14 protein-coding genes are annotated in these 15,575 nt (G+C 63.3%); 10 read left to right on the top strand and 4 right to left on the bottom strand.

The window, feature by feature from the left end; translation table 11 throughout:
* The first annotated feature begins 2 nt into the window (after positions 1 to 2).
* The 3 genes from R2N11_RS23460 (at position 3) to R2N11_RS23450 (ending at position 2,705) form a co-directional block, all read left to right on the top strand.
* Positions 3 to 806 (top strand): bestrophin-like domain, encoded by an 804-nt coding sequence (locus R2N11_RS23460; protein WP_316682578.1) that lies wholly within the window; start codon positions 3 to 5, stop codon positions 804 to 806.
* 208 nt (positions 807 to 1,014) lie between these two features.
* Positions 1,015 to 2,127 carry an extracellular catalytic domain type 2 short-chain-length polyhydroxyalkanoate depolymerase gene (locus tag R2N11_RS23455; RefSeq protein ID WP_316682577.1) on the top strand — a complete coding sequence of 371 codons (1,113 nt, stop codon included), beginning with the start codon at positions 1,015 to 1,017 and terminating at the stop codon, positions 2,125 to 2,127.
* Between the two features lie 32 nt (positions 2,128 to 2,159).
* A complete protein-coding gene (locus R2N11_RS23450; protein WP_316682576.1) occupies positions 2,160 to 2,705 on the top strand; it encodes a hypothetical protein in 546 nt (181 codons plus the stop codon).
* 164 nt (positions 2,706 to 2,869) lie between these two features.
* Here the strand turns inward: R2N11_RS23450 and R2N11_RS23445 are convergent, their stop codons facing one another.
* Positions 2,870 to 4,936 carry a VC_2705 family sodium/solute symporter gene (locus R2N11_RS23445; RefSeq protein WP_199027510.1) on the bottom strand — a complete coding sequence of 689 codons (2,067 nt, stop codon included), beginning with the start codon at positions 4,934 to 4,936 and terminating at the stop codon, positions 2,870 to 2,872.
* Positions 4,937 to 4,954: 18 nt separating this feature from the next.
* Complete coding sequence (gene acs / locus R2N11_RS23440; protein ID WP_316682575.1) at positions 4,955 to 6,937, bottom strand: acetate--CoA ligase; 1,983 nt, start codon at positions 6,935 to 6,937, stop codon at positions 4,955 to 4,957.
* 204 nt (positions 6,938 to 7,141) lie between these two features.
* On the opposite strand from acs, the gene R2N11_RS23435 reads away from it, so the two are divergent.
* The 5 genes from R2N11_RS23435 to murI all read left to right on the top strand — a co-directional run bounded on the left by R2N11_RS23435 (position 7,142) and on the right by murI (position 11,875).
* Positions 7,142 to 8,101 carry a DMT family transporter gene (locus R2N11_RS23435; protein ID WP_316682574.1) on the top strand — a complete coding sequence of 320 codons (960 nt, stop codon included), beginning with the start codon at positions 7,142 to 7,144 and terminating at the stop codon, positions 8,099 to 8,101.
* Positions 8,102 to 8,120: 19 nt separating this feature from the next.
* On the top strand, positions 8,121 to 8,672 hold the full coding sequence (locus R2N11_RS23430; RefSeq protein WP_316682573.1) for a zinc metalloprotease: 552 nt from the start codon (positions 8,121 to 8,123) through the stop codon (positions 8,670 to 8,672).
* A 112-nt stretch (positions 8,673 to 8,784) separates the two neighbouring features.
* Positions 8,785 to 9,324: a TIGR00645 family protein gene (locus R2N11_RS23425; RefSeq protein ID WP_316682572.1), complete on the top strand. Its 540-nt coding sequence runs from the start codon at positions 8,785 to 8,787 to the stop codon at positions 9,322 to 9,324.
* 186 nt (positions 9,325 to 9,510) lie between these two features.
* Entirely contained in the window at positions 9,511 to 11,034 is a 1,524-nt protein-coding gene (locus R2N11_RS23420) for a fumarate hydratase (RefSeq protein ID WP_316682571.1), read from the top strand.
* A gap of 19 nt (positions 11,035 to 11,053) precedes the next feature.
* Positions 11,054 to 11,875 (top strand): glutamate racemase, encoded by an 822-nt coding sequence (gene murI / locus R2N11_RS23415; RefSeq protein WP_316682570.1) that lies wholly within the window; start codon positions 11,054 to 11,056, stop codon positions 11,873 to 11,875.
* Between the two features lie 9 nt (positions 11,876 to 11,884).
* Here the strand turns inward: murI and R2N11_RS23410 are convergent, their stop codons facing one another.
* Positions 11,885 to 12,265 carry a winged helix-turn-helix transcriptional regulator gene (locus R2N11_RS23410; protein ID WP_316682569.1) on the bottom strand — a complete coding sequence of 127 codons (381 nt, stop codon included), beginning with the start codon at positions 12,263 to 12,265 and terminating at the stop codon, positions 11,885 to 11,887.
* Between the two features lie 81 nt (positions 12,266 to 12,346).
* Between R2N11_RS23410 and R2N11_RS23405 the strand changes: the two genes are divergently transcribed.
* Positions 12,347 to 13,006, top strand: coding sequence for an NADPH-dependent F420 reductase (locus tag R2N11_RS23405; RefSeq protein ID WP_316682568.1), 660 nt, complete (start codon positions 12,347 to 12,349; stop codon positions 13,004 to 13,006).
* Between the two features lie 105 nt (positions 13,007 to 13,111).
* Here the strand turns inward: R2N11_RS23405 and R2N11_RS23400 are convergent, their stop codons facing one another.
* A complete protein-coding gene (locus R2N11_RS23400; protein WP_199033225.1) occupies positions 13,112 to 14,395 on the bottom strand; it encodes a dicarboxylate/amino acid:cation symporter in 1,284 nt (427 codons plus the stop codon).
* Positions 14,396 to 14,752: 357 nt separating this feature from the next.
* Here R2N11_RS23400 and R2N11_RS23395 point away from each other — a divergent pair, with 357 nt between their 5' ends.
* Complete coding sequence (locus tag R2N11_RS23395) at positions 14,753 to 15,094, top strand: DHCW motif cupin fold protein (protein ID WP_199033224.1); 342 nt, start codon at positions 14,753 to 14,755, stop codon at positions 15,092 to 15,094.
* Positions 15,095 to 15,575: the final 481 nt, after the last annotated feature.

The raw sequence follows: 15,575 nt of genomic DNA, 5'->3' as shown, positions 1-15,575 counted from the left end.
CCATGCTGTTCCTGTACAACATCCCCGCGTGGGCAATGGGGGCGGTCATTGTCTTCTCCACGCTGGCCATAGCGCTCGGCGGCTACGTGCTGTTTCGCCGTCTCTGTCCGGTCATGCTCGACGCCGAACAGCGTGGCATGACGATCGCCATGATGACTGCAGTGACCACCATCAACTCATTGCTGGTCGCGTTCTCGGCCATCTCGGTGTGGGGCGCGTATCAGGCCGCCGCCGATATCGTGGCGGCCGAAGCTGCCTGCGCCACGGAACTCGCGCACGACCTATCAGCGTTCTCGCACCCGAGTGCCGCGGCTGCACGACGCGAACTGGTGACCTATCTGGAACACGTCGTCCATGACGAATGGCCGAGCATGCAACAGCAAGCGCGTGCAGATGTGCGCACCGAAGCCGCGTTCAACCGTATGTTCGCCACCACCAATCGCATCACGCCCAGCGACGACCGCGAGCGGGTACTGCTGACCGAGGTGCTGGCCCGAGCCAACGAGATGGTCAAGTACCGCGAGAAACGCCTGCAGAACCTGGATGCCGCCATGCCCGCCACGCTCTGGGGCGTGATGCTGATCGCCAGTGGGCTATCGCTGTTGCTGCTCTATGCGTTGCCAGCGTCGCGCTTTCACATGGCGCTGGTAGCGGCATGGGCTACCACGCTGGGCCTGGCGTTCTTCTTCGTGCTGGCGGTGGACCGCCCCTTTGCCGGCGAGGTCAGCGTAAGCCCGGCACCGATCGAGCGGACCATCCAGACGCTCTCCGAAGACGAGGTGCAGATCAACACAACGCCCGGTTGATCGCGCCTGCCTCCATGTGTTGCGCTCACGGAAGCGGCCACACGTGCGGCCACCTCTGGACATGCGGGCTTCTACGTGACACGTGCGATCGGTCATAGAACGTTGTCTCAACCATCCACCCTATTCAGGCACGCCGCGCGCCCGCATACGCTGCACCCTCGCCAGCACCTTCCCCAACGTCCGTCCATCCAACAACCAGGAGCCCAGGATGCAGCTCACGGCAACACACCTTCCCCGCCAAAAGAAGACCCCGTCAACCAGCCTCCGTGCCAGGGCGCTGTCCTATGTGATTGCCGGCATCGCGCTGACTGCCACCGCACTGTGCCAAGCGGCAGGCGCAGATGACGCCCCGCTGGGCGCCTACAACGCCGATCTCAAGCGCGTATCGGTGTCGGGGCTGTCATCGGGTGCATTCATGGCAGCGCAGTTTGACGTGGCGTACTCCAGCGAGCTGATTGGCGCAGGCATCGTTGCAGGCGGACCGTATCACTGCGCCGGGCTATCGACGCTCGTGCCGCCCTTTACCGCCGCTGCCACGCTATGCATGCAGCCTGTGGGCGCGGCACCCGCCGCAGAAGATGCCTGGCGTGACGCGCAGGACTTCGCCAAGAAGGGGCTGATCGACGACCCGGCCAATCTGCGCACACAGCGCATCTATGTGTTCAGTGGCGGCAAGGACAGCGTGGTGTCAACACGCGTGGTTGATCAGACTGCCCGTTTCTACGCACTCGCCGGCGTGCCCAACCGACAGGTCAACTACTTCCGGATGCCGAATGCCGGCCACGCCTTCATCACCAACCAGCCGCGGGACGCCGATTGCGGGTCCAACCGCAGCCCTTACATCAGCAACTGCGGCTTCCAGCAATCGCACGACATCGTACGCTGGATCTACGGCGCAGCGGACACCCCGGTCAAGGCACCGGCCCAAGTCGCGCGGGGCAAGCTACTGACGTTCGACCAGCGGCCGTTCGATACCACACACCGCGCGTCGCTGCTGCGGACCGGTTTCGTCTACGTGCCGGCCGATTGCGAAGCTGGTGACTGCGCGGTTCACGTGGTCTTTCACGGCTGCATGCAAAGCGCCGAGGCCGTCGGCGAATACCTCGCGAGCGGCATTGGCTACAACGAGATCGCCGACACCAACCGCCTGATCGTGCTGTATCCGCAGGTGACCAGGTCTTCGGTCAATCCGCTCGGCTGCTGGGATTTCTGGGGCTATACGAGCGCCGATCCGGACCACCTCGACTTTTACACGCGTCAGGCACCGCAGATGGCAGCCGTGATGCAGATGATTCGGCAACTGGGCGAGACCCGCCCGTGAGCCTCCTTCCACCCACAACACGCAGACCACCCATGCTCACCACTCTGTTCTCTCAGTTGCAGGCCGTCCAACGCGATGCGCTGCAGCGCTGGACCCACGCTGTCAGCGATACCGATACCGCCCCATCCCTGCCCGCCGCCAATCTCGACACCTGGCGCCGCATCGCGCTGGCAGCGTTGCAGACCAGCCAGCACTACTCCACCGCCTGGCGCTCGGCACTCGATGCCGGCTGGCGCGAGCAGCGCGATCGCCTCGCGCTCGATGGTTCAGCCAATGCCCTGCGTTCGCTCGCCACGCTGCAGGCCGACCTTGCCGCTCGCGCCGGTGAAGCTCGCGCCCAGCATGCCAACGCGATGGCCGCATCGGCTGCGCAGTACCTGCAAGACCTGAACCAGGCGCGCGACGCTACCGACATCGCATTGGCGCTCACAAGGTTGGCGACAGACAACCAGGCCCACAGCCGCGAACACGGTCTGCAGCTCGCCGCATTGGCTGGCGGCCTTCAACCGGCGCTGGCGCAATGGACCGAGCGCGCACTGTCGCACGCGCGCGCACCGGAAACCACGTCGTCGGAATAAGAGCCGTAGCGCAATCACCAACAATTGCGCCGCGATCATGCCGCATGTGTTCATGCGTAGCCGAATGCTGTGATGGGCTGACGGGAGAGGTCAGCCCCCGGCGGCCGGCGCTTCAGGCATCGGCCGCCCCCTTGGCCGGCTCGTCGGGGCCGGCGTTTTTTCTGTTACAGCGGATCGCGAATGTAGCCGACCAGCTTGTCGACCACCGGTCGGTTCGGTTTGGTCAACAGGCTGACGACAATGGCCGCCACAAACCCAGCCGGCACCCCAAACGCGCCCGATGCAATCGGGTCCACGCCAAACCAAGGCTGACCCAGGATGCCTGTCATGCGCGTGAAGAACGGGTAGTTGACGAAGATGTAATAGACGCTGACCGCCAACCCGGCAAGCATGCCGGCGATGGCACCGGCGCGGTTCGTGCGCTTCCAGAACACCCCCAGCACCAACACCGGGAAGAAGCACGAAGCCGCCAGTGAAAACGCTGCCCCCACCAGGAAAAGAATGTTGCCGGGCTTGAGTGAGGTCACATACGCTGCCAGCAACGCCACCCCCAGCAACACCACCTTGGCGCTTGTCACGCGCCGCTGGTGGCTGGCGGTGTTGTCGATCATGTGGAAGTACACGTCGTGCGATAGCGCATTGGCGATCGTCAGCAGCAGGCCGTCGGCAGTGGACAGCGCAGCCGCCAGTGCACCGGCAGCAATCAGCCCGGACAGCACATACGGCAGCCCGGCAATCTCGGGCGCTGCCAGCACCACCATGTCCGGCTGAATCATCACCTCTGCCCACTGGACGATGCCATCGCCATTGATGTCGCGCAGCGTCAGCACCGCCGGATCGACCTTGCGCCACGGCACGATCCACTGCGGCAGATCAGCGAACGGCGCGCCGACCAGATGCTGCAGCAGATCAAGCTTGACGAGCGCCGCCAGCGCCGGCGCCGAGACATACAGCAGCACCACGAAAAACAATGTCCAACTCACCGAATTGCGCGTCTCGCGCACCGACGGCGTGGTGTGAAAGCGCGTGAGGATGTGCGGCAGGCTGGCGGTGCCCACCATCAGGCAGAACACCAGCAGCACAAAGTTCAGCCGCTCGGTGCCACGCTCGGCCTCGGACTTGGACGGGAACGGCTCGGCAGATGGTGGCGCCGCGCGGCTGCGCTCCAGGGCCGCCTCGCGCTCCAGGTTCCACAGAATCGACGCGCTGGCCGCGTCTGCGGGAAACGCTTCGCGCGCACGCTCCAGCGTCTTGATCTCACGCAACGGTGCGTTGCGCTCGCGCGCCAGCTTCAGTTGCGTGTTCAGAGCCTCCCGCGACTCATCGAACGATTGCGGCAGCCGGGCAATGCGCTCCTCCAGTGCCTGTGCTTCGGCCAGGAAATGATCGCGCACGCGCTGTTCAGCCGGGTCGTGGGCAATGCGTTGCTCTTCCTTTTCAATCTGCTGCAGCAGATGACCGGTCGAGAGCTGCGGCACTGGATCGTGATACCGATGCCAGCCGATCAGCCCCACCACGCCCAGGAACGACACGATCATGATGATGTACTGCGCCACCTGCGTCCAAGTCACGGCACGCATGCCCCCCAGGAACGAGCACACCAGAATGCCCGCCAGCCCGAAGAACACCCCCACCGAAAACTCCACGCCGATGAAGCGTGTGACCACCAGCCCGACGCCCTGGATTTGCGCGACAAGGTAGACGAAGGAGCACAGTGTCGCGCCCAGCACGGCAATGCCTCGCACCACCGAACTACCGCCCCGCTCCCCGTTGCCGTAGCGGTTGGCGAGAAAATCCGGCACCGTGTAGCCACCGAACTTGCGCAGATACGGCGCCAGCAGGAAAGCAACAAGACAGTAGCCGCCCGTCCAGCCCATCACATAGGCCAGCCCTTCATAACCCGAGGCAAACACAATGCCCGCCAGGCCGATGAATGAAGCCGCACTCATCCAGTCTGCCGCGGTGGCCATGCCGTTGAAGAATGCAGGCACGCGGCGACCAGCTACGTAGTACTCAGTCAGATCTGCCGTGCGACAGATCAGCCCGATGCACGCATAGATGGCAATGGTGACGAACAGGAACACATAGCCGAGCCACACACCCGGCCCGCGCACATGCTCGATCGCCCCCATCATGACGATGAACAGCAGCAGCCCGACGGTGTAGAGCCCGTAATACAGAAACAGCCGCTTGCGAAAGCGGCTGTCTTGTTGAGGATCGGTAGCCAAGATCGGCGACCAGCGCTGCGGTTAGCGCGTTTCCTTCAACTGGTCGAGGATAGCTGGGTTCTCCAGCGTGGACGTGTCCTGCGTGATGTCCTCGCCCTTGGCAAGGGAGCGCAACAGGCGGCGCATGATCTTGCCGGAGCGCGTCTTGGGCAGGTTGTCGCCAAAGCGGATGTCCTTGGGCTTGGCGATCGGCCCGATCTCCTTGCCCACCCAGTTGCGCAGGTCCGCGGCAATCTGCTTGGCCTCGTCGCCATCCGGACGTGAGCGCTTGAGCACGACGAACGCGCAGATGGCCTCGCCCGTCATGTCATCCGGACGGCCCACCACGGCGGCCTCGGCCACCAGCGGGTTCGCCACCAGTGCCGACTCGATCTCCATCGTGCCCATGCGGTGGCCCGAGACGTTCAGCACGTCGTCAATGCGGCCCATGATGGTGAAGTAGCCGGTGTCCTTGTCTCGGATGGAACCGTCGCCCGCCAAGTACAGCTTGCCGCCCAGTTCTTCCGGGAAGTAGCTCTTCTTGAAGCGCTCCGGGTCGCCCCAGATGTTGCGGATCATCGATGGCCACGGGCGCTTGACGACCAGGATGCCGCCTTGCCCGTTCGGCAGGTCCTGCCCGGTTTCATCGACGATGGCTGCCATGATGCCCGGCAGCGGCAGCGTGCACGAACCCGGCACCAGCGGCGTGGCACCCGGCAGCGGGGTCATCATGTGGCCACCGGTCTCGGTCTGCCAGAAGGTGTCGACCACCGGGCAGCGGCCGCCACCAATGTTCGTGTGGTACCACATCCAGGCTTCCGGGTTGATCGGCTCCCCCACCGTGCCCAGCAGTCGCAGGCTCGACAGGTCGTACTGCTTCGGGTGGACTTTCTCGTCCGCCTCGGCGGCCTTGATGAGCGAGCGGATGGCCGTTGGCGCGGTATAGAACGTGTTGACCTTGTGACGCTGGATCATGTCCCAGAAGCGGCCAGCGTTCGGGTAGGTCGGCACGCCTTCGAACACAACCTGCGTAGCGCCGGCAGCCAGCGGCCCATAGGCGATATACGTGTGGCCGGTCACCCAACCGATGTCGGCGGTGCACCAGAAGACATCGTCGGGCTTCAGGTCGAAGGTCCACTGCATGGTCAGCAGCGCCCACAGCAGGTAACCGCCCGTGCTGTGCTGCACACCCTTCGGCTTGCCAGTCGAACCCGAGGTGTAGAGGATGAAGAGCGGATGCTCGGCGCCCACCGGGGTGACTTCGCAGGTGTCCGGCTGGCCGGCTTCGACCTCGTCCATCGCACGGTCGCGGCCCTCCACCCAGTTCACGTTACCGTTGGTGCGGCGATAGACGATCACGTGCTTCACGGCGTCCGTGCCTTCCATCGCCAATGCCTCGTCGGCGATAGCCTTGAGCGGCAGCGCCTTGCCGCCGCGCATCTGCTCATCCGCCGTGATGAGCGCTACGGCACCCACGTCAACGATGCGTTCCTGCAGCGACTTGGCCGAGAACCCGCCAAACACCACCGAGTGCGTGGCTCCAATGCGTGCGCAGGCTTGCATGGCGACGATGCCTTCCACCGACATCGGCATGTAGATGACGACGCGATCGCCCTTCTTGATACCGAGTGCCTTCAGGCCGTTGGCGAAGCGGCAAACGCGTACGTACAGCTCGCGATAGGTGACGCGGGTGACCTTGCCATCGTCAGTTTCGAAGACGATGGCGACCTTGTCGGCGTTACCGTTCTCAAGGTTGCGCTCGAGGCAGTTGTACGAGGCGTTGATCTCGCCATCTTCAAACCACTTGTAGAACGGCGCGTTGGATTCATCCAGCACCTTGGTGAACGGCTTGTGCCACAGCAGGTGCTCATGTGCGAGGCGTGCCCAGAAGCCTTCGTAGTCGTGCTCGGCCTCGGCGCACATGGCACGGTAGGCGTCCATGCCGGCGATGTTGGCCTGTTTGACGAAGGACTCGGGCGGGTCAAAGACGCGCACCTCGTGCAGAACAGATTCAATGCCAGCCATGATGTCTCCTGATAGCGGTGTCTGTAATCGTTTTGCGGCGAATCTAAGCGGCAGACCTGACTCCAGCCTTACGTATCTGACGCCGCAATTTGACGCGAAGGGCATTACTATAATGCGTCACTCAGCACTGCGGCATGCATCGCAATGCAACATGAGCGGCCCGAAAGCCGCGTCCCGCACCGCTCTCCACCCAAATTCGTCATCGTGCCCATCCACGCATTTTTCCTCATTGCTGCCATGGCACTGGTCGGCAGCAACGTTGGTTTCGGCAAATCGATCGTTGCCGTCATGCCGGTGATGCTGTTTGCATTGCTGCGCTTTCTGATTGCCATCGTGTGCATGGCACCGTGGTACAAGCCATCGCGCATGCGGCGGGTGACGCGTGGCGAATGGACCAACCTCTTCCTGCAGGCGTTCTTCGGCACCTTCGGCTTCACGCTGCTGATGCTCAACGGTGTGAAGCTCACCTCAGCGCTGGCTGCCGGCATCATCACCAGCACGATTCCGGCCACAGTGGCACTGCTGTCATGGCTGGTGCTGCGCGAAAAGCCGTCGGGGCGGACCTTCGTGTCGGTCGTGCTGGCAGTGGCAGGCGTGGCCATTCTCAATGCGTACCGTGGTGGTGAGTCGTCTGCCGGCGCACCAGCCGATGCCACGCAGGCGCTGCTGGGTAATGCGCTGGTGATGGGCGCGGTGATCTGCGAATCGATCTACGTGATTCTGTCGCGGCGGCTGACGCAAACCTTGCCCGCCATCGAGATCTGCGCGTACACGCACCTGATCGGCGGCCTGCTGATGCTGCCGCTGGGTCTTGTGCCGTTGTTGTCGTTCGATACGTCGACGGTGCCGGTGTCCATCTGGGGCCTGGTGGTCTGGTATGCGCTGTCGGCCAGCATCTTTTCGTTCTGGCTGTGGATGAAGGGCATTCGGCATGTGCCGGCGCACTTGGCCGGCGTGTTCACCTCGGTGCTGCCGATTGCGGCGGCCACTTACGGCATCGTCGCGCTGGGCGAGACGCCCGGCTGGCCGCATGCCGTGGCGTTGGCCTGCGTGGTGGCGGGCATTCTGGTGGCGAGTTGGCCGGCGCGGCCACGCGTGCCCGTGCGGCGTGGGCGGGTGGTGGATCCGCTGGACCCGCTCGATCCGTCGCTGGATCGCGAATAACAACAACACCGCCTGCTTCATGAACCGTTACTACCGCCTCCGCAACCTGCGCGTCTTCGGTGCCCCGGTATACGTCCACTGGACGGTACTGGCTGTCTCGGCCGTTCTGCTGGCTTACTCCATCAAGGTCCCTTTCACGGCGCTGGCTGCGCTGTGCTCCTATTTCGGCATCATCCTGCTTCACGAGACCGGGCACGCCTACTTTGCGCGACGCGCCGGCGCCCGTGTCGAGGCGATCTACCTCGCGCTCTTCCACGGCATGTGTGTGCATGAGGCACCTGCCCGCCAACGCGACATCTATGTGATTGCCTGGGGCGGCGCGCTGGCGCAGCTTGCGGTGGCGCTGCCGCTGATCCTGCTGGCCAATGTCACGCCCGCTGTGCGCTGGCCGATCATCGGTGAGGTGGTGCTTTACCTTGGCTACGTCAGTCTGCTCGTCGCGGTCATCAACCTGATTCCCGCACCCGGGCTTGATGGAGCGAGCGCGTGGCGCCTGCTGCGCTGGCCAACTTGGCCACGCAAACAGAATGCGACGCCCAAGCGGGCCAAACATCTGCGCCGGGTCAAATAACAATGTGCGCGCGGCGGCCACCGTAGGCCGATGCTAAGCCGCCTCAAGTCGCCCTGACATCACGGAACGTTACAATCACGCGGTCTTTCGTCCACCCGCTCCGTTCCGAACAATGAAGTCGCCCACTGCCCCGCTGCGCCCGATTCCGCGCCTGATCTTCTTTTCCCGCTGGCTGCAACTGCCGTTGTATCTAGGGCTGATCGTCGCCCAGGCGGCGTATGTGTACCTGTTCGTGGTCGAGGTGTGGCACCTGGTTTCGCACCTCTCCGACATGGACGAAACCAAGATCATGCTTGCCGTGCTTGGCCTGATCGATGTGGTGATGATCTCCAACCTGCTGATCATGGTGATCATCGGTGGATACGACATCTTCGTGTCCAAGCTCGGTATCGAAGGCCATGAGGATGAGCCCGAATGGCTGGACCACGTCAACGCCGGCGTGCTGAAGGTGAAGCTGTCGATGGCGCTGATCAGCATTTCGTCGATCCACCTGCTCAAGACCTTCATCGATGCGGCCCAGAAGGACACGCACACGATCCTGTGGCAGGTGGTGATCCACGTGGCGTTCCTGGTCTCGGCGCTGGTGATGGCGTGGGTGGATCGACTGGTTTCGCATGCCCACCCGCAGGGCGAGGCTGCCGGCGCACATTGACGCCGCCGCCTTGTCGCGCCGCCGATTCCGACGAATCCGCTCGGACAATTCAGCCCCGACATTGGGTGTATGATTTGCGGCTGTTCTGAACCAGCGGCGCCCGCCGCTGGTGCGCGGTACGCATCACAAGGCAGACGACTGCCCCACCGCATCCCGGTTTCTCATTCCTATACGTTGGTCCCCACCATGACCGTCATTCGTCAAGAAGACCTCATCCAGAGCGTCGCCGACGCGCTGCAGTACATCAGCTACTACCACCCGATGGACTACATCACTGCTCTGGGCCGCGCCTATGAGCAGGAACAAAGTCCGGCGGCCAAGGACGCCATCGCGCAGATCCTGACCAATAGCCGCATGTGCGCCGAGGGCAAGCGCCCGATCTGCCAGGACACCGGCATCGTCACCGTGTTCCTGAAGGTGGGCATGAACGTGCGCTGGGACGGCGCCACGATGAGCCTGGAAGACATGGTCAACGAAGGCGTGCGCCGCGCGTACAACGACGTCGACAACAAGCTGCGCGCAAGCGTACTGGCTGACCCCGCAGGCAAGCGCACCAACACGAAGGACAACACCCCGGCGGTGATCAACATGTCGATCGTGCCGGGCGATACGGTGGATGTGATCGTCGCGGCCAAGGGCGGTGGCTCCGAGGCCAAGTCCAAGTTCGTCATGCTGAATCCGTCGGATTCGATCGTCGACTGGGTGCTCAAGACCGTGCCGACCATGGGCGCCGGCTGGTGCCCGCCGGGCATGCTGGGCATCGGCATTGGCGGCACGGCTGAAAAGGCCATGCTGCTGGCCAAGGAAGCCCTGATGGAGCCGATCGACATTCAAGACCTGATCGCCCGTGGCCCGAGCAACCGCGCAGAAGAACTGCGCATCGAGCTGTACGAGAAGGTCAATGCGCTGGGCATCGGCGCGCAAGGCCTGGGCGGTCTGGCCACCGTGCTCGACGTGAAGGTCCTGGACTACCCGACCCACGCGGCCAATCTGCCGGTCGCCATGATCCCGAACTGCGCGGCCACCCGCCACGCGCACTTCACGCTGGACGGCAGCGGCGTTGCCAAGCTGGAAGCGCCGGACCTGTCGCAATGGCCCAAGGTCGAGTGGGCACCGAACACGGAAACGTCCAAGCGCGTGGACCTGAATGCGCTCACACCAGAAGAAGTCGCCTCGTGGAAGCCAGGCCAGACCCTGCTGCTCAACGGCAAGATGCTCACCGGCCGTGACGCCGCACACAAGCGCATCGCCGACATGCTGGCCAAGGGCGAGAAGCTGCCGCTCGACTTCACCAACCGCGTGATCTACTACGTCGGCCCGGTGGATCCGGTGCGCGATGAAGTCGTCGGCCCGGCAGGTCCGACCACCGCTACGCGCATGGACAAGTTCACCGAGACGATGCTGTCGCAGACCGGCCTGATCGCCATGGTGGGCAAGGCCGAGCGCGGCCCGGCTGCCATCGAGGCCATCCAAAAGCACAAGTCGGCCTACCTGATGGCCGTAGGCGGCGCCGCCTACCTCGTGTCGAAGGCCATTCGCGGTGCCAAGGTGCTGGCGTTTGAAGACCTGGGCATGGAAGCCATCTACGAGTTCGACGTGAAGGACATGCCTGTCACCGTCGCCGTCGATAGTTCGGGCACGTCGGTCCACAAGACCGGCCCGGCGGAATGGCAAGCGAAGATCGGCAAGATTCCGGTCGCTGCAGGCTGATCTGCTTGACGTTGCTATCGTGACGACACGCGCGCAGGCACCGGTCGGGGTGTTCGACTCCGGCCTCGGAGGGCTCTCTGTCCTGCGCGCGATTCGCGCCGAACTGCCGGCCGAATCGCTTCTCTACCTGGCGGATTCCCGCCATGCCCCGTACGGGGAAAAATCTCCCGAATTCATTGCCGAGCGCACGCTGCGTGCGTGCGAGTGGCTGATCGACCAAGGCTGCAAGGCGCTGGTGATTGCGTGCAATACCGCCACGGCGCAGGCCGTGCATGTACTGCGTGAGAAGCTCGCAGTGCCGGTGATTGGTGTCGAGCCGGGCCTGAAGCCGGCGGTAGCAACCTCAAAGAGCCGCGTCGTGGGTGTGCTGGCAACGGAGAGCACACTGCGCAGCGAGAAATTCGCGCGCCTGCTGGCAGCGGTCTCTGGCGATTGCCAAGTGCTGTGCCAGCCGGGCTACGGCCTCGTCCCGCTCATCGAACGTGGTGATACGCACTCCCCCGCCGTGCTGGAACTGCTGCAAGCCTATCTGCAGCCGATACTGGATGCGGGCGCCGACACGCTGGTGCACGGCTGCACGCACTACCCGTTCCTGGAAGACGCCATCCGCGAGATTGCGGGCGATCGGTTGACCCTCATCGACACCGGCCACGCAGTAGCACGCCACCTGGGCCGCACGTTGATCGCGACACAGTTGCAAGCCGATGGACAAGCCGCATCGCCACGCTTCATGACCACCGGCGACGTGCTCCCGCTGCAGGCCATGGTCGCTGCACTGCTGGGCGAAGCGCCGATGGCCAGCCAAGTCTTGATTGGCGACACGGCTCTGGCAACCCCGTAGCCGGCTACGTCACGCAGCAAACTTGCGGTCGAAGGCACGGTTGTTGGCTTCGATCACCTTGAGCGAATCCTCCGCCCAGGTTTTCAGCGCAATCACAAGCGGCAACAAGGTTCGCGCAAGCGGGCTCAATGCATATTCCACACGCAGCGGGCGCTCATCGTAGACGTGCCGCTCGATCAGGCCGTCGCGCTCCATCGCGCGCAGCGTCTGCGTCAGCATCTTCTGCGAGACCCCTTCCAGGCGCCGCCGGATATCGCCAAAGCGCATTGGCGCGTCCTGCAGCGCCACCATGGTCAGCACCGTCCACTTCTGTCCGACACGCGCCAACACGCCACGCGATGGGCACACTTTCAGGAACGCATTCGGCGGTAGTTGAATTTTTCTCGACATGGTTACTTTTAGGTACCTAATTGACGATGGAAACCATTATCGGAAAGATGAGACCTCCCAATCAACCTTAGGGTGCAAACCATGAAGATTGCGTTTCTTGGCGGTGGAAACTTCGGCGGCAACCTGGCCAGCCTGCTCGCGGCAGCCGGTCACGACGTGGTGGTGGGATTGCGCGATATCACTCGTGCACGCCCCAGCGCCAACTATCGCGTGACATCGCTGGAAGAGGCAGCCGCCTATGGTGATGTTGTCGTGATCGCCATCCTGTACCAGGCGTGCGCCGACACCCTGCCGCCGCTGGCATCGCGTTTGAATGGCAAGATCGTCGTGGATGCGACCAATGCGCTGCAGGACGACTGGTCGCCGCTGCCCCTGGGGGCGTTCGCCTCCGCCGCCGAAACCCTGCGCCACCTGCTTCCCGCCGCGAGGCTCGTCAAGGCATTCAATACGGTCTTTGCGGACATCATGACGCCAGACCGGCTTGACCGCAGCGGACAGTCCGTCACGGCGTTCATTGCCGGCGACGATGCGCAAGCCAACACCGTCGTTGCAGACATTGCCGCAAGCGCTGGGTTCGCCCCGGTGGTAACGGGCCCCTTGCGCAACGCCCGCTATCTCGAGGCCATGGCGCATCTCAATATCCAGATCGCCGTGCGTCAGGGCGGTGGGACGGATGCCGGGTTCGTCTATCACCGGGCGGACGGGGCGCGCCCTCCGCGCGCTTCGCAGCAGCACGTCTGACTGGCCTGAAAAAGCAAAAGGCCCCGATCACTCCGGGGCCCTTTGCATCCAGGCCCGTTCGAAGGCCTGGCACCTCACGCTGTCAAACGACGGCATCGCAGTGCGTTATACCGACGGCTGAGCCGGTGCAGCAGAACCCACCGACTCGTCTTCATTCACCGCTTCATCCGCCGGCTCGTACTTCGCCACCACGGCGGTCGCCAGGCTGTTGCCGATCACGTTGGTGGCCGTGCGGCCCATGTCGAAGAACTGGTCGATACCGATGATGAGCAGCAAGCCCGCTTCGGGAAGGTGGAACATCGGCAGCGTAGCCGCCACCACCACCAGCGAAGCGCGCGCCACGCCGGCCATGCCCTTGCTCGTGAGCATCAACACCAGCAGCAGCGTCAGTTGCTGCGTGAAGCCCATTTCAATGTTGTAGGCCTGGGCGATGAACAGCACCGCAAACGCCTGATACATCATCGAGCCATCGAGGTTGAACGAGTAACCCAGCGGCAGCACGAAGCTGGCAACACGCTTGGGCACGCCAAACTTCTCCAGCGCTTCCATCGTCTTCGGATACGCCGATTCGCTGCTCGCGGTCGCAAACGCCAGCATGGTCGGTTCGCGAATCAGCCCCAGCAGGCGGCCCAGCGAGCGACCCAGCAGCAGGTAGCCAACGAAGAACAGGATGGCCCACAGCAGCGCCAGGCCCAGGTAGAACTCGCCGATCAGCTTGCCGTAGGTCCACAGCACGCCCACGCCCTCCACCGTGATCGCAGCGGCCATGGCAGCAAACACGCCCAGCGGTGCAAAGCGCATCACGTAGTCGGTAATGCGGAACATCAGCTTGGTCAGCTCTTCCAGGCCACGGCCGATCACGGACTCCATCGGGTTCTTCATGGTCGACAGCGCGGCGCCGAAGAACAGCGAGAACACCAGGATCTGCAGGATCTCGTTGTTGGCCATCGCCTCAACGATGCTGCGCGGGAACACGTGCGTGATGAAGGCCTTGAGCGTGAAGTCGCCCGTCTTCAGGCCCGACGTAGCCGATACGTCAGGCAGCGCCAGGTTCATGTGCACGCCCGGCTGGAAGAAGTTGACCAGCAGCATGCCCAGCGCAAGCGACGTGGCCGACGCGCACACGAACCAGATCATCGCGCGCAGGCCGACGCGGCCGACCGAGCGACCACCGCTCATGCTCGCCAGCCCCGTCACCAGGGTCGAGAACACCAGCGGCGCGATGATCATCTTGATCATGCGCAGGAAGATGTCGGTGATGATGCTGAAGTACGAAGCGATGTCCTTGGCCGCCGCGGCGTCCTTGGCGTATTCGTGGCAGCCCCAGCCGACGGCAATGCCCAGCACCATGGCAATGCCGATGTGGGAGGTCAGACGTTTGGTGTTCAAGACTTTCTCCAGGAATTCCCCGGGGCCGGAGGGCGGTCACGGGCCAGCGGATCTTGTGTGGACCAAGGGCGGCCCAAGTTCGTCACGCTTTGTAAAAAGCGAGGATATTAGACAAGCAGATGGCGATTGTTATGTCGATGTTGCATAGCAACATGCAAAATTTGCATACATTGCGCCATCTCGGCTGATGACCGACAGCGATACCGCACAGGCATTGGAATTGCCCCACGTCGACGGGATTATTGACCGGCATGCAATGCCGTCGGCGCATACCAACAAGCGCCCTTTAACGCACACACAATGCGGCGCCCGCGCCACTGCTACCATCGTGGATCGACAAACCCACAGGACCTCACGATGAAGATGGCCCCCTTCGCTTTCGGCACGACCGACTGGTCTGCCGTGGAGCCCACCGAACATACCGGCGAGACCGGCATGGCCCTCTGGCGCACGCGCTACTTTGGTGACGAGCCCAACCGCATCCGCGTGCGCATGGTCGAGTACACACCCGGTTACTTGGCCGACCACTGGTGCAAAAAAGGTCACATCCTGTTCTGCCTGGACGGCGAACTGGAAACCACGCTGGAAGACGGCCGCAAGTTCACGCTCACGCCCGGTATGAGCTACCAGGTGGGGGATGATGCCGAGGCACATCAGTCCTATACGAAGGCGGGCGCGAAGCTGTTCGTCGTCGATTGATGAGAACGCATCGTCACGCATTCCGAAATCCCTGCCCCGTGTCGGGGAAACGCGTGTTCACGCCGTTGTTATAGGCAACCGACTAACGCGATTCCGACACCTACGTCCCATTGATGCGGATTAGGTGACACGCCTTCCAGCGCGAGCGCAATGAGCGCCCCGATTGCGGCGATAAAGACTGCGCGAAAGGCGGGCGGTTGCGCAAGCGTGACCGAATTGATCTGAGACCGCAGCCGCGTCGGCTTGGCTCGATGATGCATGCGCATCGGTCTGCATCCAGAGCAAGAAGGCCCGCGTGAGGCACAGCGACAAGAAAAGTGAACGCCAATCTCGACGAAGCAGAAAAATCAGATTTCGCCGATAGCAATTCAACGGTAACTCGCCGATCGTGCGCAAATTGTCGTTCTGCGATTTGCGTAACCGATGCCCGCACCCTCATCCACGCCGCCCACACCAGCCCCACCGCCCGTCAAGCTCCAGC

The organism is Ralstonia flaminis, assembly GCF_958415495.1.
Classification (GTDB): Bacteria; Pseudomonadota; Gammaproteobacteria; order Burkholderiales; family Burkholderiaceae; genus Ralstonia; species Ralstonia flaminis.
The sequence above is the reverse complement of the archived record's forward strand: the minus strand, read 5'-3'. Positions and strand labels throughout refer to the sequence as shown.

Excerpts from the sequence above, each read along its gene's own strand:
- R2N11_RS23460 (WP_316682578.1), top strand. The coding sequence starts at position 3 with ATGCTGTTCCTGTACAACATCCCCGCGTGGGCAATGGGGGCGGTCATT.
- R2N11_RS23455 (WP_316682577.1), top strand. The coding sequence starts at position 1,015 with ATGCAGCTCACGGCAACACACCTTCCCCGCCAAAAGAAGACCCCGTCA.
- R2N11_RS23450 (WP_316682576.1), top strand. The coding sequence starts at position 2,160 with ATGCTCACCACTCTGTTCTCTCAGTTGCAGGCCGTCCAACGCGATGCG.
- acs (WP_316682575.1), bottom strand. The coding sequence starts at position 6,937 with ATGGCTGGCATTGAATCTGTTCTGCACGAGGTGCGCGTCTTTGACCCG.
- R2N11_RS23430 (WP_316682573.1), top strand. The coding sequence starts at position 8,121 with ATGAACCGTTACTACCGCCTCCGCAACCTGCGCGTCTTCGGTGCCCCG.
- R2N11_RS23425 (WP_316682572.1), top strand. The coding sequence starts at position 8,785 with ATGAAGTCGCCCACTGCCCCGCTGCGCCCGATTCCGCGCCTGATCTTC.
- R2N11_RS23420 (WP_316682571.1), top strand. The coding sequence starts at position 9,511 with ATGACCGTCATTCGTCAAGAAGACCTCATCCAGAGCGTCGCCGACGCG.
- R2N11_RS23410 (WP_316682569.1), bottom strand. The coding sequence starts at position 12,265 with ATGTCGAGAAAAATTCAACTACCGCCGAATGCGTTCCTGAAAGTGTGC.
- R2N11_RS23405 (WP_316682568.1), top strand. The coding sequence starts at position 12,347 with ATGAAGATTGCGTTTCTTGGCGGTGGAAACTTCGGCGGCAACCTGGCC.
- R2N11_RS23395 (WP_199033224.1), top strand. The coding sequence starts at position 14,753 with ATGAAGATGGCCCCCTTCGCTTTCGGCACGACCGACTGGTCTGCCGTG.